This window comes from Microbacterium oxydans (genome assembly GCF_006540085.1).
Lineage (GTDB): Bacteria > Actinomycetota > Actinomycetes > Actinomycetales > Microbacteriaceae > Microbacterium > Microbacterium oxydans.
Window position 1 is genome coordinate 54,987 of record NZ_BJOG01000005.1, and the last position, 20,914, is coordinate 75,900.

23 protein-coding genes are annotated in these 20,914 nt (G+C 63.8%); 5 read left to right on the forward strand and 18 right to left on the reverse strand.

Annotated elements, in window-relative coordinates:
- Nucleotides 1-33 precede the first annotated feature (33 nt).
- The gene (locus MOX01_RS11435) at nt 34-1,095 is read left to right on the forward strand and encodes an AI-2E family transporter (protein ID WP_046747060.1); all 1,062 of its coding nucleotides are present in this window, start codon (nt 34-36) and stop codon (nt 1,093-1,095) included.
- Nucleotides 1,096-1,114: 19 nt separating this feature from the next.
- Here the strand turns inward: MOX01_RS11435 and MOX01_RS11440 are convergent, their stop codons facing one another.
- The 9 genes from MOX01_RS11440 to rpsB form a co-directional block, all read right to left on the reverse strand.
- A complete protein-coding gene (locus tag MOX01_RS11440; protein ID WP_058630617.1) occupies nt 1,115-1,837 on the reverse strand; it encodes an alpha/beta hydrolase in 723 nt (240 codons plus the stop codon).
- Nucleotides 1,834-2,121 (reverse strand): Rv1322 family protein, encoded by a 288-nt coding sequence (locus MOX01_RS19400; protein WP_082108564.1) that lies wholly within the window; start codon nt 2,119-2,121, stop codon nt 1,834-1,836. Before MOX01_RS19400 ends, MOX01_RS11440 begins: the two co-directional genes overlap by 4 nt.
- Nucleotides 2,122-2,130: 9 nt before the next feature.
- A complete protein-coding gene (locus MOX01_RS11450) occupies nt 2,131-2,805 on the reverse strand; it encodes an aggregation-promoting factor C-terminal-like domain-containing protein (RefSeq protein ID WP_218867353.1) in 675 nt (224 codons plus the stop codon).
- Between the two features lie 66 nt (nt 2,806-2,871).
- Nucleotides 2,872-3,450, reverse strand: a complete 579-nt coding sequence (locus MOX01_RS11455; RefSeq protein ID WP_058630616.1) for a DivIVA domain-containing protein — start codon at nt 3,448-3,450, stop codon at nt 2,872-2,874.
- On the reverse strand, nt 3,450-4,595 hold the full coding sequence (locus tag MOX01_RS11460) for a phosphatidate cytidylyltransferase (RefSeq protein WP_061018443.1): 1,146 nt from the start codon (nt 4,593-4,595) through the stop codon (nt 3,450-3,452). Before MOX01_RS11460 ends, MOX01_RS11455 begins: the two co-directional genes overlap by 1 nt.
- Before the next feature lie 5 nt (nt 4,596-4,600).
- Nucleotides 4,601-5,155 (reverse strand): ribosome recycling factor, encoded by a 555-nt coding sequence (frr, locus tag MOX01_RS11465; RefSeq protein ID WP_017830710.1) that lies wholly within the window; start codon nt 5,153-5,155, stop codon nt 4,601-4,603.
- Nucleotides 5,156-5,222: 67 nt separating this feature from the next.
- Entirely contained in the window at nt 5,223-5,939 is a 717-nt protein-coding gene (pyrH, locus tag MOX01_RS11470) for a UMP kinase (protein WP_046747064.1), read from the reverse strand.
- Between the two features lie 92 nt (nt 5,940-6,031).
- A complete protein-coding gene (gene tsf, locus MOX01_RS11475) occupies nt 6,032-6,859 on the reverse strand; it encodes a translation elongation factor Ts (protein ID WP_141369803.1) in 828 nt (275 codons plus the stop codon).
- Between the two features lie 41 nt (nt 6,860-6,900).
- The gene (gene rpsB, locus MOX01_RS11480; RefSeq protein ID WP_046747065.1) at nt 6,901-7,851 is read right to left on the reverse strand and encodes a 30S ribosomal protein S2; all 951 of its coding nucleotides are present in this window, start codon (nt 7,849-7,851) and stop codon (nt 6,901-6,903) included.
- A 320-nt stretch (nt 7,852-8,171) separates the two neighbouring features.
- On the opposite strand from rpsB, the gene MOX01_RS11485 reads away from it, so the two are divergent.
- Nucleotides 8,172-8,708, forward strand: a complete 537-nt coding sequence (locus MOX01_RS11485) for a murein hydrolase activator EnvC family protein (RefSeq protein ID WP_141369805.1) — start codon at nt 8,172-8,174, stop codon at nt 8,706-8,708.
- A gap of 22 nt (nt 8,709-8,730) precedes the next feature.
- Here the strand turns inward: MOX01_RS11485 and MOX01_RS11490 are convergent, their stop codons facing one another.
- The 3 genes from MOX01_RS11490 to MOX01_RS11500 form a co-directional block, all read right to left on the reverse strand.
- Entirely contained in the window at nt 8,731-9,633 is a 903-nt protein-coding gene (locus MOX01_RS11490) for a tyrosine recombinase XerC (protein WP_046747066.1), read from the reverse strand.
- A gap of 55 nt (nt 9,634-9,688) precedes the next feature.
- On the reverse strand, nt 9,689-10,801 hold the full coding sequence (gene dprA / locus MOX01_RS11495; RefSeq protein ID WP_230977885.1) for a DNA-processing protein DprA: 1,113 nt from the start codon (nt 10,799-10,801) through the stop codon (nt 9,689-9,691).
- 77 nt (nt 10,802-10,878) lie between these two features.
- Nucleotides 10,879-11,619, reverse strand: a complete 741-nt coding sequence (locus tag MOX01_RS11500; protein ID WP_371861860.1) for an ATP-binding protein — start codon at nt 11,617-11,619, stop codon at nt 10,879-10,881.
- Between MOX01_RS11500 and MOX01_RS19205 the strand changes: the two genes are divergently transcribed.
- From MOX01_RS19205 to MOX01_RS11515, 3 genes are all read left to right on the forward strand, one after another.
- Complete coding sequence (locus MOX01_RS19205; protein ID WP_151485322.1) at nt 11,545-13,092, forward strand: recombinase family protein; 1,548 nt, start codon at nt 11,545-11,547, stop codon at nt 13,090-13,092. The two genes, MOX01_RS11500 and MOX01_RS19205, sit on opposite strands and share 75 nt — an antisense overlap.
- 163 nt (nt 13,093-13,255) lie before the next feature.
- On the forward strand, nt 13,256-15,001 hold the full coding sequence (locus MOX01_RS11510) for an ATP-dependent nuclease (RefSeq protein ID WP_141369809.1): 1,746 nt from the start codon (nt 13,256-13,258) through the stop codon (nt 14,999-15,001).
- A gap of 69 nt (nt 15,002-15,070) precedes the next feature.
- On the forward strand, nt 15,071-15,886 hold the full coding sequence (locus tag MOX01_RS11515) for a hypothetical protein (protein WP_141369811.1): 816 nt from the start codon (nt 15,071-15,073) through the stop codon (nt 15,884-15,886).
- Between the two features lie 25 nt (nt 15,887-15,911).
- Here the strand turns inward: MOX01_RS11515 and MOX01_RS11520 are convergent, their stop codons facing one another.
- The 6 genes from MOX01_RS11520 to MOX01_RS11545 form a co-directional block, all read right to left on the reverse strand.
- The gene (locus tag MOX01_RS11520) at nt 15,912-16,520 is read right to left on the reverse strand and encodes a recombinase family protein (protein ID WP_141369812.1); all 609 of its coding nucleotides are present in this window, start codon (nt 16,518-16,520) and stop codon (nt 15,912-15,914) included.
- 229 nt (nt 16,521-16,749) lie between these two features.
- Nucleotides 16,750-17,052: a hypothetical protein gene (locus tag MOX01_RS11525; protein WP_141369814.1), complete on the reverse strand. Its 303-nt coding sequence runs from the start codon at nt 17,050-17,052 to the stop codon at nt 16,750-16,752.
- Nucleotides 17,052-17,264, reverse strand: coding sequence for a hypothetical protein (locus tag MOX01_RS11530; protein WP_141369816.1), 213 nt, complete (start codon nt 17,262-17,264; stop codon nt 17,052-17,054). The genes MOX01_RS11525 and MOX01_RS11530 overlap by 1 nt, the downstream gene beginning before the upstream one ends.
- Nucleotides 17,261-17,497, reverse strand: a complete 237-nt coding sequence (locus MOX01_RS11535; protein ID WP_141369818.1) for a hypothetical protein — start codon at nt 17,495-17,497, stop codon at nt 17,261-17,263. The genes MOX01_RS11530 and MOX01_RS11535 overlap by 4 nt, the downstream gene beginning before the upstream one ends.
- 593 nt (nt 17,498-18,090) lie before the next feature.
- Nucleotides 18,091-20,184 (reverse strand): bifunctional DNA primase/polymerase, encoded by a 2,094-nt coding sequence (locus tag MOX01_RS11540; protein ID WP_141369820.1) that lies wholly within the window; start codon nt 20,182-20,184, stop codon nt 18,091-18,093.
- A gap of 316 nt (nt 20,185-20,500) precedes the next feature.
- Nucleotides 20,501-20,779 (reverse strand): helix-turn-helix domain-containing protein, encoded by a 279-nt coding sequence (locus MOX01_RS11545; RefSeq protein ID WP_141369822.1) that lies wholly within the window; start codon nt 20,777-20,779, stop codon nt 20,501-20,503.
- Nucleotides 20,780-20,914 lie beyond the last annotated feature (135 nt).

A 20,914-nucleotide genomic window follows, 5' to 3' on the forward strand; every position in this document is an offset into this window, starting at 1 on the left:
TAATCTTGCGGGAGCCGTCCCGAGGAGTCTCCGATGAAGATCCACAATCCCTTCCGCACCGCCCTGGTGGCGACGCTCGGCGTGGGGTTGGGGATCCTGCTGATCAACAGCGTGCAGAATCTCTCCACCGTGCTGCTCTATCTCGGCACCGCCCTGTTCCTGAGTCTCGGACTCGACCCGCTCGTCTCGTTCCTCGAACGCCGACGGCTCCCCCGCTGGGCGGCCGTGTTGGTGACGATCCTCGCGGTGCTCGGCGTCTTCGTGAGCATCGTGCTCATCGTCCTCCCGGTCCTGGTGGACCAGATCTCCCAGCTGGTCGCCCAGATCTCGGCGATCGTCCAGCGCGGGAATCTGATACCCGACCTCAAAGAGTGGATACAGGACGCCTTCCCGAACCTTCTCGTCGACGATGTCTTCACGTACGTCACCAACTGGTTGACGAGCAACCTCGCCGAGATCGGCGGATCCATCGGTCAGGGCGTGCTCGTTGCCAGCGGCGCTGTGCTGGGCGGCCTGTTCGGAGCGTTCATCGTCCTGATCCTGACGATCTACCTGACGGCATCGACGCCGTCGCTCAAGCGCGCTGTCTACCAGCTCGCGCCCGCGTCGAAGCGCGATCGATTCATCGACCTGTCGGAGCAGATCACCGACTCGGTCGGCTATTACGTCATGGGCCAGGTATCGCAGGGTGTGCTCAACGGTGTGCTCAGCGCGATCTACCTCTCGATCATCGATGCGCCCTTCCCCGCCGTCCTGGCCGTGATCGCCTTCTTCTTCTCGCTGATCCCGCTCGTCGGCACGCTCACCGGCTCGACGATCATCGTGCTGGTATGTCTCATCCCCGGACTCGGCTCCCCGGCGACCGCCATCGCCGCCGCGATCTACTACCTGATCTACATGCAGATCGAGGCGTACATCATCTCGCCTCGCATCATGAGCCGCGCCGTATCGGTGCCCGGTGCCGTGGTCGTGGTGGCGGCCCTCGCCGGTGGAAGCCTGCTCGGCCTCCTCGGCGCTCTGATCGCGATCCCCGTGGCCGCGAGCATCCTGATCATCTACCGCCAGGTGCTCATCCCTCGGATGAACGAGCTCTGACGTCGAGGCCGTCGGCCTCTCAGTCGTCGGCGGGCCAGTGGGTGGCGAGAGGCAATGCGGAGGGGTTGACCGCCGCGACGATCTCGGTGAGCACGCGCCGCGTCTGCGTCTCGCCCACCCAGAGATGCTTGCCGCCCTCCACCGCGATGAGCGTGGCGTGCGGAATCGAGGCGAAGCGGTCCTTTGCCTCGGCCGGACGCAAATAGTCGTCGAGTTCCGGCACCAGGACCACGACGGTGCGGTCGGTCGACGCCCAGGCGGCGACCTCTTCCGGCGTGGCGCGGTGCAGCGGCGGCGAGAGAAGGATGATGCCTTCGATGTCGTGCTCCCGGCCGTACTTCAGAGCGAGCTCCGTGCCGAAGGACCATCCGAGCAGCCAGGGGCGCGGTAGAGCGCGCTCGCGGACGAAGTCCATCGCGGCGGCCACGTCGAACTGTTCAGCGGCTCCCCCGTCGAAACTCCCGTCGCTGGTCCCTCGTGGGGATGTGGTGCCTCGCGTGTTGAACCTCAGGACGGCCAGGTCTGCGAGGGCGGGCAGCCGTGCGGCCGCCTTCCGGATGATGTGCGAGTCCATGAAGCCGCCGGCGGTCGGCAGGGGATGCAACGTCACGAGCGTCGCGACCGGTGGTGCATCCTCGGGCTGAGAGAGCTCCCCGACGAGGGTGAGGCCGTCCGCCGTGATCAGTTCGATGTCCTCGCGTCGTGCGGGCAATTCCAGCGGTCCACGGATCTCGATGGTCATGCAAGCCTCCAACAGTGCGTGTGCCAGTGCCGACGGGCCGCCAGGTCAGCGGCGTCCCCGAGTACCCCGTCCGCACGCCAGGCGACGAGATGAGCTGTCCCGGCGACGATGCCCCGGCCGCAGCCGGGGCACACGTACTCCTTCTGTGCCTGCGCGGCCGACACCGGTTGAACGGTCCACTCGCTGCCACGTCGAGTCTCGGTGCGCTTCCAGCCGGCGAGGAGACGATCGAATGAGTCCTCGGATTCAGGGCGCGCCGAAGGGCGTCTGCGGGAGCGGGGCATCGTGCCTGCTCACCACCAGTGGTTGTTGACCCAGAAGTTGTAGGCGCCGGCCCAGCTGCCGTAGCGGCCGGTCGCGTAGCCCGTCGCCCAGCGGAGGTTGTCGACCGGGTTGTAACCGTTGCCGGGAACCTTGCTGCAGGGCAGAGCCTGCACCAGTCCACATGCCCCTGACGACTTGTTCGTGGCGTTGGGGTTCCAGCCGCTCTCACGCGAGACGACGTAGTCGACGTACTGCCAGTCGCTCTGCGCGATACCGGCGGCGGCCATCCACTCCGCAGGAGCCCCACCACCCGTGTACGGAGGAAGCGCGCCGCGGGATGAACCGCCGGACGACCCGGTTTTGGGCGCTGCAGCAACCGTGGGGACGGGAGCCGGTTTCGGCTTCACGTACACTTCGAAGCCTCCGCGCACGACCGGCGCGATCTCGGCACCTTCGACGGTGACGGTGAGGTTCTGCGTGTCAGCGAGCGCGAGCGAATACGCCGAGTCCGGCGACTCCTCCGGTGCCGGCGCGGCCAGTGCCACCCCGGTCGGAGCGACGAGCGCGCCAGCGAAGCCGACGACCGCGAGGGCGCTGAAGACGCCGACGACGCCGCGGCTCCGAGACCAGCGACGGGTGCCCGTGCGCGCCGAACCGGCCTTCGCTGCGGGCACAGGCGAACGGTCGTTTCTGTCTAGAGTCATGTCGTTTCGGGAGTTCACGATGAGGGACAGTCTACGCAAGGTCGCCTGAATCGACCATCAGGAACCTCAACGAACCGCGAGGATGACGTCGATCGTGGCGTCGAGAAGGGCATCCACCTGCTCCTCGCGGTATCCGCCGCGCTGCATCCGGAAGGCTGCGGACCGCAGCTGCTCGGCGGTCAGGGCGTCCCCGTCACGCAGGTAACGAACGATGCGGGTCGACACGTGGTCGACCTCGTCGAGACGATAGCCGAAAGTAAGCACCCCGGTGCGGGCGAAACGATGCCGACGGGGGCGAGCCAGGTGATCCAAGATGACCTGCGCGTCCTCCCGTGCCCGCTCGACCCAGGCTCCGGCCCCCTGTGCGCGCACCACTCGCTCGCGTTCCCGCGCGGCGAAGGCATCTTCGACGCGTCCGAGTGCAGCATCGACATCGGCGACCACGTAGCCGTTCTTGACCAGAGGGAACGAGGCCGTCCGCACATCCTCCGCGCTGAGGTCAGCGCCGCCCTCTTCGAAGGCGCGGCGGGCCGAGGCGAGGAACGTGTCGACGGCTGCACGGTGGTATCCGCGCACGCGTCCGGAGGTGAGGGCGAACGCCGCGGGCGCCTGCGTGGGCTGTTCGTCCAACTGATCTTCGGTCATCACAGAGCCACCCAAGGAGAGAAGAGGAAGTAGAGACACAGAGCGGGGATGGTGGAGGGAAGGATGCTGTCGAGTCGATCGAGCAGCCCGCCGTGACCCGGCAACCAGGAACTCATGTCCTTGATGCCGAGGTCGCGCTTCAGCATGGATTCACCCAGGTCGCCGAGCGTCGCTGAGAGCAGGATCGAGACACCGAACACGAGGCCGCACCACCACGGCAGCTCCAGGAGGAAGATCGCCAGCAGCACGCCAGCGGCGATGGACGCGGCGACCGCCCCTCCGAACCCTTCCCAGGTCTTCTTCGGACTGATCTTCGGCGCCATGGGGTGTCGGCCGAAGGCCAGACCGGCGGCGTAGGCACCCGTGTCAGCGGCGACGGCGATCGCGATGAAGCTGAGCACCCACCACTCACCGCCCTCCTGCTTGAGCAGGATGAGCGCGATACCCGCGAGGAAGGGGACGTACACCTGGACGAAGCCGCTGATCACGGCGTCTGCGAGCACGTCGCCGTAAGTCCGTCCGTCCTTCTCCACCATCTGCGCGATGAGTCGCCAGACGATCACGAAGGCAACGGACACGAAGAGCATCACCCAGCAGAGCCACGGCTCCGCGAAGTATGCCGAAAGCACGAGGAAAGTGGCTGCGATCAGTTGGGGCACCACGTCGACTCGCCGCCCGGAACCCCGCAGGGCTCTCGAGAGCTCGTACACGCCCAGCAACGCGGCCGCGAGGGCGAACGGGACGAAGAGCACCTTGAGGAAGAGCAGGGAGCCGAGCAGCGCAGCTCCGAACGCGAGGCCGATCACCGTGGCGAGGATGAGATCCCGGCCGGTGCGCTCCTTGATGCGTTCGTTCGCCTGGTCGAGCTGGTCACGTGCGTGGGAGACGTGGCTGCCGAGCTCATCCCTCGCCGCCCGCCACTGCTCGCGGATGGCGTTGTGATCTGCCGTGTCCAGGGAGCTGATGTCCCCGACTGCGACGCGGTCCGCGGGGGCTGGAAGTGGCGGCCGAGGGGGTACCTCGGCACTGTCGAACGTGGGGAACGCCGCATCGACGAGCGGGACGCCTTCGGACGGGGTACCGTGATGCGCGTCTCGACGCGCGAACGGCTTGTCGTCGTCGGCATCTCGCGTTTCGTCAGACATCCCGACTACACCTCGAGGAGTTCTGCCTCTTTGCGCTTCAGCGCGTCATCGATGAGATCGACATGCTGGCGCGTCAGAACATCGAGCTCCTTCTCACCGCGAGCGATCTCATCCTCACCGAGCTCGCTCTTGAGCGCGTCCAGCTCATCCTTGGCCTTGCGGCGGATGCCACGGACGTGGACCTTCGCGTCCTCTGCCTTGGTCTTGACGAGCTTGACGTACTCCTTGCGCCGCTCGGCGGTGAGCTCCGGCATTGTCACACGCACCAGGTTGCCGTCGTTCGTGGGATTCGCACCGAGGTTCGGCATGTCGCGGATGGCCTGCTCGATCGCCTTCAGAGCGGACTTGTCGTACGGCGTGATGATGAGCGTCCGCGCCTCCTGGTTCGCCAGGGACGCGAGCTGCGCGATCGGCGTGGGAGTGCCGTAGTAGTCCACGAGGACCTTCTGGAACATCTGCGGGTTCGCACGACCGGTGCGCACCGTGGAGAAGTCCTCCTTGGCAGCTTCGACCGCCCGGTTCATGCGAGTGGTGGTTTCAGCGAGGACGTCCGCGATCACGGTGACTCCTATCGTCGGGGTGTTCTGCAAATTCTATCGGGCGAAGTCGTCTCCGCCCGTCGCACACTCAGGTGGTGACCAGCGTGCCGATCGGGTCTCCGAGCAGAGCGCGGGTGACGTTGCCCGCCGGCTCCATGCCGAAGACCCGCATGTTCATGTTGTTGTCCATGCAGAGACTGAACGCTGTCGAATCGACCACCTTCAGGCCGCGCTGCAGTGCGTCGCTGTAGGTGACCCGCTCGATGCGCTCGGCGTCGGCGTGCTTGTTCGGATCCGCGGTGTAGATGGCATCGACGCCGTTCTTGGCGACGAGGACCTCCTCCGCACCGATCTCCAGCGCACGCTGAGCCGCGACCGTGTCGGTCGAGAAGTACGGAAGACCCGCGCCGGCTCCGAAGATCACGACGCGCCCCTTCTCGAGGTGACGCTCAGCCCGACGCGGGATGTAGGGCTCCGCGACCTGAGTCATCGAGATCGCCGACTGCACGCGCGTGGCGGCACCGGCCTGCTCGAGGAAGTCCTGCAACGCAAGTGCGTTCATGACCGTGCCGAGCATTCCCATGTAATCGGCGCGTCCACGGTCCATGCCGCGCTGGCTCAGCTCGGCTCCGCGGAAGAAGTTCCCTCCCCCGACGACGATCGCCACCTCGACGCGGTCGACGGCAGCGGCGATGTCGCGCGCGATCTGGCTGACGACATCCGGGTTGACGCCCAGCTGTCCAGCGCCGAAGGCCTCTCCGGAGAGCTTGAGAAGGACGCGGCGGCGTCCGGTGCGTTCAGTCATGGGTGGGTGTCCTCTCGTCCCGATTCAAGATAGTGCCTCGTGGGCATGAAGAAGGGGTTCGGATCATGACGATCCGAACCCCTTCGACGTTGCTACGCGCCGACCTTGAAGCGCGCGAAGTCCGTGACGGTGATACCGGCGTCCTTCGCCACCTGGGCGACAGAGAGCTTGTTGTCCTTGGCGTAGTCCTGCTCGAGCAGGGCGACCTGCTTGATGAACGCGGAGACGCGGCCTTCGACGATCTTCGGGAGAGCCGCTTCCGGCTTGCCCTCGTTGCGGGAGATCTCGGTGACGATCTCGCGCTCCTTCTCGACAGCGTCCGCCGGGACGTCCTCGCGGGACAAGTACGACGGGTTGGCGAAGGAGATGTGCTGAGCGATGCTGCGCGCGGTCTCGGCGTCGTCACCCGTGTAGGCGACGACGACGCCGATCTGCGGCGGCAGGTCCTTGCTCGTGCGGTGCAGGTAGACCTCGACCTTGTCGCCGGAGATCGTGCGCACTCGACGCAGCTCGACCTTCTCGCCGATGATCGCAGCCTCTTCGGAGATGACCTGCTCGACGCTCTTGTCGCCGGCGGATGCAGCCAGGGCGGCCTCGACCGAGTCGGCCTTCACCGCGGCTGCGGCGTCGGCGACCTTGTCGGCCAGCGCGATGAAGCGCTCGTTCTTCGCGACGAAGTCCGTCTCGCACGCGAGCTCGATGAGCGTCACGGCGCCATCCTGCTCGCGAGCGACGATGAGTCCCTCGCTGGTCGAACGGTCAGCGCGCTTCGCGTTGCCCTTCGCACCCTTGAGACGCAGGATCTCGGTGGCCTTCGCGACGTCTCCGTCGGCCTCCTCGAGCGCCTTCTTGGTGTCGACCATTCCGGTGCCGAGCTGCTCGCGCAGCGCCTTCAGGTCAGCGATGGTGAAGTTGGCCATGTGTGGTGGCTCCTTGCTTCGTTAGGTGTGTGTACGAGGGATTACTTGGCGTCAGCGGCTTCGGCGGCGGCGACCTCAGCGGTCTCCTCACCGGAAGCGGCGGCGATCGCCTCGTCGTGTGCCTCTGCACCGGCCTCGTCGGCGGCGGTCTCGTCGGCAGCGGGGGTCTCGACGACCGCGGCAGCGTCATCCGCGGTGGTGACCTCGGCGGCGTCAGCGGACTCCTGGACCTCCTGTGCGGGGGCCTCGAGGAGCTCCTTCTCCCAGTCGGCGAGAGGCTCGGCGTCACCGGTCTCCGGGTTGTGCTTCTGCTGCAGACCCTCGGCCGCAGCGTCCGCGATGATGCGGGTGAGCAGCGACACCGAACGGATGGCGTCGTCGTTGCCGGGGATCGGGTACTGGAAGTCGTCCGGGTCGGCGTTCGTGTCGAGGATGCCGATCACGGGGATGCCGAGCTTCTTGGCCTCGTCGATGGCGAGGTGCTCACGCTTGGCGTCGACGACCCAGATGGCAGACGGCGTCTTCGTGAGGTTGCGGATACCACCGAGCGACTTGTGCAGCTTGTCGAGCTCGCGCTTCTTGAGAAGCAGCTCCTTCTTCGTGAAGCCGCTGTTCGCCGGGGTCTCGTAGTCGAGCTCCTCGAGCTCCTTCATACGAGCCAGACGCTTCGAGATCGTCTGGAAGTTGGTGAGGAGACCGCCGAGCCAGCGCTGGTTCACGAACGGCTGGCCGACACGTGTCGCCTGCTCCGCCAGGATCTCCTGCGCCTGCTTCTTGGTGCCGACGAAGAGGATGGTGCCGCCGTGGGCGACCGTCTCCTTGACGAAGTCGTACGCCTTGTCGATGTAGCCGAGCGACTGCTGGAGGTCGATGATGTGGATGCCGCTGCGCTCGGTGAGGATGAAGCGCTTGACCTTCGGGTTCCACCGACGGGTCTGGTGTCCGAAGTGCACGCCGCTGTCGAGCAGCTGGCGGATGGTGACCACAGCCATGGTCGTCTCCTGGTTCTGGCGCGATTCTGCGCCGTTGAGGTTGCAAGCCGACCGGATGATCGGACTCCCTGGTGCCCGGCTCACACCCGCCTGTCGGAGGACAGGACCTGTGGGAGTAGATGCCGCGAAACGAGTCGCTCTGGGCACGCGTAGTCACCTCGATCTCGAGGTGCTCCTCCAGCATACAGGATCAGACGGCCGGCTCCCCTGCACCGTGGCTTCCCCTGCACAGTGGCGTGGTGTCACGTCTTACTCCCCGGATGTGTACGCCGCACTGCGCATGGTGCACCGCGGCAGCGTCGAGCCATCAGGATGCCTTCATGCGCTTGAGATCCAGAACACGAGCCCTGCTCACCCCGACTCTTCTCGTCGTCTCGATGGTCGCCTTCGCAGTGATGCTCTCCCCCGGCGCGGCAGCGTGGTCCGACGAGCCTGACGTACCCGCCTGGAGCTGGCCGGTCACCGGACCACGCTCGGTCGTCGCGCCCTACCGCGCTCCGGCTCATCGATACGGCGCCGGGCATCGTGGCGTCGATCTCAGCGCCGCGATGGGGACGACGGTCTCGGCTCCTGCTGACGGAGTCGTCGCTTTCCGCGGGACGGTCGTGGATCGGCAGCTCATCACCATCGAGCACGCCGGCGGGCTGGTGTCGACATTCGAACCGTTGCGATCCGATCTCCTGGTCGGCGATCTCGTTGCAGAGGGTCAGGAGATCGGAGTGGTCGATGCTGGCGGGCACACACCGCCCGGCGCGATCCATCTCGGCGTACGTCTCGACGGGGACTACATCAACCCGATGCTGCTCTTCGGCGATGTGCCGCGCGCAGTGCTCCTCCCCTGCTGCGAAGCCCCGTGATCGAGCTTCCGAGTCGTCGGAGTCAGGCGCGGGGATGGGCGAGCCGGTAGGTGGCCGTCAGGCGCTCGGTCGAGACGTGCGTGTAGATCTGCGTGGTGCCGAGGCTGGCATGCCCGAGTATCTCCTGCACCGCCCGCAGGTCTGCTCCGCCGTCGAGGAGGTGGGTGGCGGCGGTATGACGGAGCGCGTGCGGACCGATCGTCTCCGCGCCGACGATCGGTGCCAGGACACGCGCGACGAGTTCGTACACCGTTCGCGGGCCCACTCGCCCTCCTCTGCTTCCGAGCATCACGGCGGGGGTGAAGGTCCGTGACCTGGCGATGAGGACCGGCCTTCCTCGTCGCAGGTAGGCGGAGAGCGCATCTCGTGCCGGCGCCCCGTAGGGGACGACGCGTTCCTTGTCTCCCTTGCCGACCACTCGGGCTGTGCCGCGCTCGAGGTCGAGATCGTCGACGTCCAGACCGCAGAGCTCGGAGACGCGGATGCCGGACCCGTAGAGCAGCTCGAGGACGGCATGGTCTCGCAGCGCGAGTGGGTCACCCTCCGACGCTGTGGCGCGATGCGCGTCGAGAAGCTCGGACATCGCATCGCGCGAGGCGACCGTCGGCAACGTCCTCCCCTTCTTCGGCGCGACCAATCTCAGGCTCGGGTCATGCGCGGCGATCCCCTGTTCAGTTGCCCAGCCGAAGAAGGACCGTGCGGTCGCGGCGCGGCGCGCGAGAGTGGACCGCGCGTCTCCACGCTGCGTGGCGTTCCAGAGCCAGTCCCGGAGGACTTCCAGGTCGACGTCCTCGACGGCGACTTCCCCTGCAGAAGCGGCGAGGTCTCGAAGGTCGGAGCGATAGGCCTTCACCGTCGCCGACGACAGCCGACGCACCCGCAGCAGGTGGTCGGCGAATGCGTCTGCGGCCGCCGCGATCTCCATGACCCCAGCTTGCCGCGATCGAGCTTCCTGACCGGCAGCCTCGCCGTCGGATCGGCTATCGTCTGGGCGGCGCAGCCCGGTGCCACCCCGCGCTGTCGAGTGCGACATCTCCTTCCAGGCGCAGCAGTCCGAGCACTGATCGGACGCGATCAGGGGAGAGCCCCGACCGGCGGGCGACCTCGTCGATGGAGAGGCGTGCCCGAACGGTCATGACCTCCAGGATGCGTGCGTGGTGAGGATCCCGCTCCCCCGGGCTCGTGTCGGGTCGATGACCTATCGCGCCGAACAGCTCGCGCACCTCCTGCGCCGATGTGACACACTGCGCGTCGTACTCGCGCAGCAACCGATGGCATCCCGCTGAGGACGCGGAGGTCACCGCTCCGGGGACGGCACCGAGTGGACGCCCGAGCGTCGCAGCGTGACCGGCGGTGTTCAGCGATCCACTCCTCCAGCCCGCTTCCACGACGACCGTCGCGTGTCCCAGTGCGGCGATCAGACGATTCCTCGCCAGGAACCTCCACTTCGTGGGCGCCGTGCCGCAGGGTGGCTCGCTCACCAGTGCCCCCTCTTCGGCGATCCGCCTCAGGAGCGCCTGGTGCCCCGCCGGATAAGCACGGTCGACCCCGCCGGCGAGGAAGGCCACCGTCGCGCCCTCCACTCCGAGGGCAGCTCTATGGGCAGCTCCGTCGATCCCGTACGCACCGCCCGAAACGATCACCACGCCTGTGGCTGCCAGATCTCCCGCGATCTCTGAGGCCACGTGCTCGCCGTACCCCGAGGAGGCGCGCGCACCGACGATGGACACGCGAGGCTGATGGTCGAGCAGCTCCACACGACCCCGCACCCACAGTGCGGCGGGGACATGCGGTCCGAGATCGTCGAGGGCGGCGGGCCACGCCGCGTCGCCGGGAATCAGCAGCCGGACACCAGCGGCAGCGGCTCCGTGGAGCGCTGCCAGCACGGCTCGTGGTGCTGCCCGCGGGGTCCAACGTGCACGCCCGTCGGCGAGCATGCGGGATGCCGCCGCGTTCGCGCTCCCGGGAGACAGCAGCGATGACGAGTGACCCACGGCCACGGCGAGTGCTTCCGCAGCACCGAGCTCCGCGATCAGAGCGCCGGCGACGGCATCGCCCGGCTCCGCGATCACGGTCCATGCGGCGCGTGCCATGCACTCATCCATACTCCCACCCGGGTGGATCTGTTCCGTGAGGGCCACAACTTCGGCGTCGGCCAGGAGCTCGTCGATCATCGCGGCAACCCCCGTCGAAGGTGCAGCGCGCGGCCGATCTCATCGGTTCCCGGCCTGTCCAGCGCAGCCAGGTCCGCCATCGTCCATGCGACCCGGAGAACGCGGTCGTAGCCGCGAAGTGTCAGCGCTCCACGCTCCAGGGCCCGATCGAGCGGCGATCGCGTCGAAGCGGGCAGCCGGAGCGCTCCCTGCCGCAGCCAGGTGCCCGGCACATCCGCATTACGACGCCATCGGGTGCTCCGCCAACGCGACGCTGCTCTCGCCCGCGCGTCCGCGACACGGTCCCGCGCCCGCTCGGTTGTCAGCTCCGCACTCGCGTCACCCATCGCCAGCGATGCGGCGACCCTCGTCACCTGGAGATCGATGTCGATGCGATCGCGGAGCGGTCCGGACAGACGGGTGGCGTAGCGTCTGATCGCCATCGGCGGGCACACGCATTCCGCACCGCGCACCCCATGATTTCCGCAGGGACAGGGATTCATCGCGAGCACGAGCTGGAATTTCGCGGGGAAGGTCGCGGTGAATCCGGCCCGATGCACAGCGATCACCCCCGACTCCAACGGCTGGCGCAGCGCATCCAGCGCGACGCGTGAGAACTCGGCCGCTTCGTCGAATAATCGGAAATACAATCGAATAAGAGACAACCACGAAGGAACGACTACATGGGTACCCCAGCCGCAATCTACGCGCGCTTGTCCGTCGACCGCGACGGCACCAAGGTTGGTATCGACACCCAACTCGAAGACTCTCGCAAGCTCGCTGAACAACGAGGTTGGACAGTCGTTGCTGAGTACGTGGACCGAAACCTCACCGCTGCTGACAAGCTCGTCAAGCGCCCCGAGTACGACCGCATGGTTGCCGACTTCGAATTGAGTCGGTTCTCGAATCTCGTGTGCTGGGACCTCGACCGTCTGACCCGTCAGCCGCGACAGCTCGAAGACTGGATCGACGCCGCCGAGGATCGTGGACTTCGGATCGTCACCGCGAACGGGGAGGCTGATCTCGGCACCGATGGAGGGCGCATGTACGCCCGCATCAAGGCCGCCGTTGCGAAGGGCGAAACCGAGCGTGCGAGTGCACGCCAAAGGCGCAACAAGCTCGAACGTCGCAAGAACGGCCTATGGCACGGAGGCACTCCCCCGTACGGCTACCGAGCCGAGGCAGGGAGACTCGTTCCCAACCCTGCCGAGGTCGAACGCATCCGCGAGGTTGCTCGTCGGATGCTCGATGACCGTGAGGCCATGCACAGCATCGTGACTGACTGGAACAACCGCGGAATCCAGACTCGCAGAGGTAACCACTGGCGCCAGGCCAATCTCCGGTCGATCATGCTCAACCGCGTGATGCTCGGGGAAACGGTTCTCGGTACTCCGGCGCAGTGGGACCCGATCATCGACCAGCGGACGTTCGACCGCATGAACGCGCTTCTCACAGACCCGAGCCGAAAGGTCATCCACTCCCCCGGCGTCAAGGGTGGGAAGTACAGCATGGGTGGAGGACTCACCGTCTGTGGCGCTTGCGGCAAGCCACTCATCACTCACATCCGGACTGAGGGTGGCAGCAAGTCGGTGACCATCGCCTGTCTCGCTCGCGTGCATGGCCCATCGGACAAGCACCCGCGCGAACGTCGTACGCGCGGCGGTGTCGAACGCCCGGAAGACACCGGCCGAGTCTCGATCGTGCACGACGCGCTGGAAGAGGTCGTCTGGGAAGAATTGATCGGCAAGCTGAAGGCGACTCCGCGATTCATGCAGCGCATGTCGGAGCAAGACCCGGAGACTGACGACCAGTTGGATGCTCTCGAACAGGAGCGCCGCGACCTTCGGGCGCAAAAGGAGCGCGCACAAAAGGCGTACGTGCTCGGGATCATGGACGAGCGCGACTCAGTTGCCGAGGTTCAGCGCATCGATACTCTGCTGGATGCGCTCGGCAAGGAGTACGACTCACTGCTCCGATTGCCAATCTCCCTCGCGGACTTCGATCCTGAGAAGGGCATCGACTGGCGATCTTGGACAGCCGGTCGCCGTCGCGCCGCACTCAAGGGATTCGTCAAGCGCATCGAAGTTCACAGCTACCCCGAGGGCATGGCTCGGACGCGCCGTCGCCGCAAGAACGAGTCCGAGCAGGACTACCTCGATGCCAGGTGGAAGATTCTCAAGGAGGCGACGGCTTCGCGAATCAGGATCGTGTGGCAGTGGGAGTCTGCGTAGCGGCTGACGGCCATCGACAGGATGTTGGTCGAAAGAGCACCGTGTACCGCTGCCTGCGCGACCTACGGCGGCCCACGCGCACTGCTCGGCGCGTCGGAAGTTCTTGTCTGCGGAGGCATGGTGAACTGATCGCGACTTCAACCGACCAAGTACGGGGGCCCGATTGTATCTCAAGCGAGTGGAACTGCGCCGGTTTAAGCAGTTCTCCAACAGTAAGACTAACCTCAAGCCTGGGCTCTCAATCGTCGCTGGCGGCAACAACTCTGGGAAATCTAGCCTGCTGCAAGCGATGGCGATTTGGGAGTTCTGCAAAATCGCGACTGTTGCCCAGAAGGGTGCGACAGCTCTGCACGAAGGATCAACCAGCAGCCAAGGTTTTGGATTGGGAGACGATGAGTTCTCCCCCATCAACGTTCCATCTCTGAAGCACTTGTGGAGCAACCTCAAGACACAGAAGACCGACAAAGATCCAGACGGATACACGCTCTTAATAGCGTGCGAATGGGACGATGACGGTGGTACAGCGCATCGTCTGGCGTTCACCCTAGCGCTCGCCAACGACCGTCTGTTCATCAAGGTGGCCGACACAACTCTGAACGAGGGCGACCGGCCACCGGTCATCGCATACTTGCCACCGTTCGCTGGCATCTCTGCCAGAGAAGAGCGCACCTACGGCGCAGTCCGTCGGCGGCGAATCGGCGAGGGCCTCGCTGGCGCGGTTCTCCGGAATCTGCTGCTTGACATGCGCGATGAAAACACCGCCGAGCGGAAACGTCTGCGTGGCGAGAAGACCAAGATTTCAGACGCCGACCTTCGGAACCTACGTGCCACGGACCCGTGGGAGGTCCTGCAGCAGACGCTACGCGAAGTGTTCTCTGCGGAGATCGCAATAGCCGATTTTGACAACGAGTACCACACGTACATTCAGGCGAACGTCGTGAAGGGAAAGGTGGATGGTTACCTCTTGACTAGGTATCCGGGGTACAACTCGCGGGATCTTATGGTTGAGGGCAGTGGATTCCTCCAGTGGCTGAGTGTCTACACTCTCGCTACATCGAGCAGCGTAGACGTCCTGCTTTTCGACGAGCCAGATGCGCACCTCCACGCCTCGCTCCAAGCCCAACTCGTTGACCGTCTTCGGGAACTGGCGTCGACGTTCAAAAAGCAAGTACTTCTGGCCACACATTCAACTGAAATCTTGCGCGCCACCGAACCTGAAGACATCCTCGAGGTTCGTCCGGGAGGTAAGTTCAGATATCTCGAAGGCGAAGAGCAGAAAGTCGGTCTCGTCGTTGGAATTGGGTCAGCATATGCACCCCGCATCGAGAGGGTCCGCGATACCAAAAAGGTCTTCTTCTACGAGGGAAAGAGTGATCTGTCGGTGCTTCGCGAAGTGGGGATCATTGCGGGCCTTCCATTGCCCGAGTCGATCGCTTACTGGCAGACGACCGATCAGCAAAAGGAACGCAAGCAACTTTGGCGTGTATTCGACTCGGAGTTCAGCGGCGTTGAAGCCTTGAGCCTTCGCGACCGCGATGGAGAACCGATCACCACGGTCACCGACGACCTCGAGGACACGTACATGCCAAGCGTTCACGGTTTCACTACAAGAAAGTGGCGCCGCCGTTATATCGAGTCCTACCTTGTTCATCCTGCGGCCATCGCAGCGGCCTCCGGCAAGACTGAACAGGAGGTTCGCCAGGTGTTACAGGATGAGTTCGCCCTTGCCATTGGCGAGAACTTCATCAACGCGGATGTGCCGACCACACTGTGCGACGTACATGCCAAGGAGATTCTCGAACGCTTCGGCGTCTCCGCTGTGCAAGTAGCACGATCACTGCAACCTGATCAGGTCTGCGCGGACATGAAGCTTCTGCTTCGCCAACTTGCTGATTTCGCGACGGGTTAGGCTTCGGCTCCCCAAACAGTGACTTCGGAGCCGCCTAGAGATTTGAGTCAGAACCGATAGCATCCATTCGTGCCACTAGCCGAACAGCAGGGAGCCTATTGGGCAGCGATTGCCCAGATCGTGCCAGTGCTTGCCCTCGCCCTTGCCCTGGAAGCGCGACTGATGGCGCGCCGCTTCAGCCGTCGGAACGCTGGCGTCTCGCGGAGAGCCCAGGGCGCGTTCGCAATCTGGCTCACCGCTACATGGGTCCTGCTGTTCGTCGCTGAGTCGATCGCGATTCGCGCGCTGATGCCTACCGGGCCAGCGTCCTCAGATTCTAACCGGGCCAACATTTTGCTTGCTGGGATCGCAGTGATGAACGGACTCTTTGTCGTGGCGGCGATACCGGTCCATCGCGTGGCTGAGCCTGGCTGGGTCATTATTCACCACTACTTCAGATTCACCCTTCCCTGGGGCAAGCCACAACGTCTCCGGCGGAGCATTGAGCGAGCAAAGGTATCGATCCAGCAGGACCTCACAAACGTTCGAGCTGCGCGCCTCGACCTTCTCCTGCGTACCTCAGAAGCGCTCGTGCGCACTGGCGGGCTCGCGCGTCTGCATAAGACGGTGAGCGCGGAGGTAGCCGGCCTGTACGTTCCGCCGGAGCATAGAGAAAAGCTCGCCACGAACCTCGCTGAGCTCCAGACCCTGGTCTCTGAAGCGCTTGCCTCCTTCGAGAACTCTATGAAACTGATAGTGCAGCACGACGACTTGGAAGCGTACTTGCGCGACATGCTCCGCCGACAGGACAAGCACTTGCGACGACTAGAGAAGATGCGAGCAGGCAACAGCAAACGTGACGAGAGGGCATTTCGAAGCATTTGGGCAGAGGTCGCACGCACCTGACTGGCGAAAGAACGCCGTGTCTCCGTCAAGCGGCTCGCCTGACGCTGGTCGGATACCACCTCCCGCCCTTCGGCGACGCAATGCCGGCCGAATTGAGGTCGTCCGCGATCGCCTGGAGTGTTAGACCCTTGGCGCGCATGGCAGCGATCTGATCCGCGACCTCGGCAGGGACGGCGCTCTGAGGGCCTGGAACGATACCGCGCTCTCTCTTCGCGATGGCAAGAGCGGCCTTGGTGCGTTCACCGATGATCTTCGCCTCCCATTCCGCGACCTGCATGAGAATCCCGGCGACGAGTTGCCCGGTCGCGGTGGTCATGTCGATGCCGAGGTCGAGGGCGATCAGACTCCAACCTTGTCTCGTCGCAGTCCGCAGGATGTTGCCGAAGTCCACGACAGAGCGAGACAGCCGATCAAGCTTGGCGATGACCAGGGTGTCGTACTCCCCCGAGCCAAGGAGAGACAGAGCCTGTTGAACGCCGTCGCGTCGGAGCGATCGAGCACTCTTGCCGTGGTCAACGATGTAGTGAACCGTCCAACCGCGGCGCTCCGCTTCGCGCTCAATCACTTCTCGTTGAGCGTCAACGCCGTAGTCCTGACGATCAGTGGAGACTCGAAGATAGCCGATCACGTTCATGAGCGACCGGCGATCGCGCGCAATGCTGCTACGTGGGGATGCCGGAGTTGCCCCGTGCAATCTGATCGTCGATCCACTTCTTGCAGAGGTGGCAGGTCACATCGTCGAGGTTGTCCGAGGTCTCGTGAGGAGAGGTTGCCCCGCACGGCCAGTAGCCCGAGGTGCTGTTGAGATGAACCTTGTACATGGCGACGTTCCCTCTCGTCGGAGCCTGATGTCTGAATCCTACTCATACGACCCTGCCTTCCATCAGGCAGTAAAGGTCGCCCTCAACGTAGTGAATGACTGCTCCGCTGGCCGGGTGTACGCCCGTCCAGAGGTAGTCCCCTTCCTCGAAGTCAACGCTCCACCCTGCATCTATGATCGCGTCGGCAAGGGTGTCGTCAGCGCCGCCAGGAAAGAAGGCGTCTCCGCTGCTCTTCTGCTCGAAGGTATCGAGTACGAGCTTGACCCCGGCAAAGGTGGTCGGTCGCTCAGCACGGATACGTGCAAGGGTCTGGTCGTAGCGCGTCCAGTACAGATCGAGCGACATCAGTGGACCTCGATCATGTTCATGTGGACGACCATGAAGCTCTCCGCCTCGGCATTGCGACCGGCAGCGCGTAGCTCTTCATAAACGATCTGACCAGCTCCCTGCCCTGAGTCCTCTTCGTGGATCGCGGCAAGGAGAATCGCCAACTCGTTGAGCTGGTACTTCTTCAATGACTTGATGAGCTGTCGAGCAGACTCGCGAGTCTCGTTCATCGGTCGGACTCCCGCTCTTCGAGCGCAGCAACGAACTCGTCGCAGAACAGATCGGTACGGAACCGGTCAACGTTGATGCAGGCGTCGTACGCAGCGGACATGTCGTCGGCTCCGAGCGCAACCAGGTCTCGGGCAAGGGCTCGGAGCACGTCAGGCTCCATGTCGCGAATCACGAACCGGAGCAGAGCAGGCCGCTCTGCGATGTTGGCAGCGGTCAAGGCAATAGAGGCCATGAATTCATTCCTTCGTTAACGTCGTACAGGAATTGCGAAATGCAATTCCTGTTACAACAATTCAACCAGGAAGCATCGCCCATGTCAGGTTCGAGCGAACTCGATAAATGCCTTCTCAATAGCGCTTTATGGCATCGACCTAGAGCATCGATAGCGTCGCCCAAATTTGCTCCAAGGTCGATCGATACCAACCCTCGAAGTTCTCGTCTCAGATCGACGCTCAGCAACGCTGAGGGCAGGTTGGTGGCGATCCTGGCCAGTCGATCCGCAGCCACACGCGCTCTAGAGTCGCGGTAGGTAGAGGTTTCGCCCTCGCTCTAGGGATGGATCATTCAGTCAAACCCTCCCCTCAGACCACCCCGAGACAGGTTTCATGGCCTCAACCGCTCTTAGCTGGCCGATCCGTAAGAACCCAAGATCTACCGAGTTAGTACCCATGTAGTACCTAGTACCCGCTGTACTACCCCTAATAACAAAAATCGAAACTCAAAGAGAGATGTAAATTCCGATTCGCGATATAGAGCCAATCGATAACTTGTATTTGAGGGTAGTACGGCGGGTACTGGGTACTAGTTGGGTACTACTTTCGGGTACTAGCCCTCTCCCTCGCGCCTCTCGGTGTCGCCAGTCACGTCAGAAATCATCTCGGCTTCAAGCCGAGCAATGGCCTCGTCGTAGAACTCGCGGTCCTTGTACTTCAACTTCTGCTTGCGCTGGCTCACGGTTGCGTTCGGGTTGTCAGCGATGAACCTGCGTAGGTTGTCAGCGATTCGAGCGATACGCGTCTCGTGAGCGTCCGCGACGTGCTCCAACGTCCGGGTCTGGACGAACGCTGCACGCTTCGCTGACGCTTCGAGGTTCCGTTCTCTCATGCCTGCCAGCGCCAGTTGCACACGCGCTCTAGTGGCGTTGCTGTGGTCCATGACAGCGCCCGCAAGCTCCCAGTCCTCGTCGTTCAGTTGGTTGCGACCTTCGAGAACCATCAGGCCGACAGCAACTTTGACTCGAACCATCACCGCGTGACCGTCAATGGCGTTGCGCTCTCCTCGGTGCCCCGCGCGCATGTGGTCGCGGTGCTCGCGGTTCATCGCGTCGAGTGCCTTGATGTACGGCACCCCCTCCCATGACACCGGCTTGAGTTCGAACGGCTCTATCCAGACCGCGTTAAAGTCGTCGTGATCGAGCGCCGAATCTCCGAACGGCGGGTAGTCCATCAGGCACCACAGGAACCGTCCGGGCGTACCGCCAGCAACCTCGGCCTCCGATAGCAGAACCTCGGCGCGCGTGGGCTGCGCGTTGATCGTGATCGTGAATCGGTACTGATCCTTGCCCAGTTGGACACCCAGGTTCCCGGCCAGCTTGCGCCCGATCTGCTCGCCAGTCAGAGCTGACTTGATGTACTCGAAGATCGTCGAGCCGTCACGCTTGGCGATAGCACCGAGCTTGCCGACCTCATCGAAGCGGAACCTGTGAGCGTGCGACGGCACAAGCCACGCGAGTTCACGAGTCGGCCCACCTTCTTCGCGCTCGTCCTTCGGGATGTTCCGCCAGTAGGCGTACGAGTCGACGATGGACTCTCCTGAGCCGGCCTCGCTTTCTGAGAACTCCGCAAACGGACCGAAGTCGAGCATGTCGTCCAGCAGCCGCCCTGTCAGGCTCTTATTGCCGCCAGACTCTCCAACGTTGATGACTCCGAGATTGAGAGACGCTGGCCCTCGAAACGACCTGTAGAGCACGTTGTAGGGCACCGTGTGGAGGCCGCGTAGGATCGCGCCACCAAGTGCACCCCAGGGCGATACTCCCGTCTTCTCTGAGTTCGCGTAGATGGACGCCAGAACAGGCCGACGATCCCAGAACCCTTCCTGGTCGTGGAAGAACGGGTCTCCGTCCTCGTGATCTTGCCGGAACGCCTGCTCGATCTTGACCATGGCATCAGCGATAGGGAACGGCGGATTGCATCGAACGGCAGCAGCGACCACGAAGGCCGTCACGATGTCGCGGTTGTCGTTGTACTTGCGCCGAAGCTGGCAAGCCTTCCGGAAGATCGTGTCGTCGCGGCTCCCTTCATCGACACCGTCGAGGAAGTCGAGGTCTGACGGCAGCGGCCCATGTTCGCCGCCACCGACCCCTGACGTCGAGGACAAAAAGTCCACCAAGAGTTCGGGTGCATGGGTGATCCGTACATCGCGGATCACTCGGTAGTCGCCCTTGAGATGGTTCGAGCCCGGCAGGAGAACGTAGCCACCAGTCGCTCGAACATCGACGCCGGGGAGCACGCCTACCCGGTTACGAAGATTGATGCCGCGACCCTCGAAGTAGTAGTGCAGTCCCCCGCTACCCGTCTGAACGACGTGCGTTGCGAAGGGCACGATTGATCGCTCTTCCAACCAGGACTTGATCGCTGCCGCGCCGTCCTTGGTGTCGCTCCGATCGAGGTCGAGCACCCAGGTACCTGACGGCGCGCCAGTTGCAAGCGCCCAGTTCGCATCCGGCCACATCTCCCGCCAACTAGCCACCTGCTCACGGTTGAGGGTTGCCCCCTTGACACCGTTGAAGATTCGCGGGTGCTTCCCCGCAGCAGAGCACTTGACGTCACCGCACGAGCAGTTGCCGTCGCGGATCGAGTGACACGGGAAGATTGCCCACCCCATGTCCGTGTACTTGTGGAGGTCATCGAGGCTAAACACTGTGGCCGCCTACGATCACCGAGAGCGCCGAAAGAATGACCGCGACGTTCGCGGCCACCAACGAAAACAGAGACCATCCGTCGAGCGTGACAGAAAATCGCTCTGACCAGGGCTTCCTGGTATTATCGCTGTTGACTGGAATCGTGATCTTCGGTCTGTTCTTTCTAGCTGCGGTGGGGAGAAGGGTCGCCTTGGTCGGGGCGGCCCTTTTCTCATGCGTGAGTGGCATCGGACTCACCCCCGCGAAGGAACGCGACGAACCAGTCAACGTATTCGTCCGGGATCGGAGCAGGAGTTGCCTGCTCAGCCGAGGCACTCACTGTTCGACCGTTCGCGCGTCGCGACCAGAGCGCGAGAACCGGCTGCCGTTGACGTTGAAATACTTCAGCAACGCGGGCTCGAACATGGTCTGCACCGGCAGACCAATGAGACCTTCGAGAGCGTCGATCTCGTGCGCAGTCGGATAGCTCCGACCACTGATAAGCACGTTGACTCGCGGCACGGAGCAGCCGAGTGCGCGCGCGACCTGCTTGTGAGTGAGTTCACGAGCGCCGATGTGATTGCCGAGTGGCTGGCGACGGAAAGGGAGACCCATCTGGGATCACCACCTAACGGTGTGATCGACCAGAGGTTCTGTCCGTGTGTACTAACCGGAGGTCCGAGCCTCGCCCGACTAGCTGAGTTGCTTCGCAGACTTGGAAGCAGAGATCAGATCGGCGCATTCGCGATT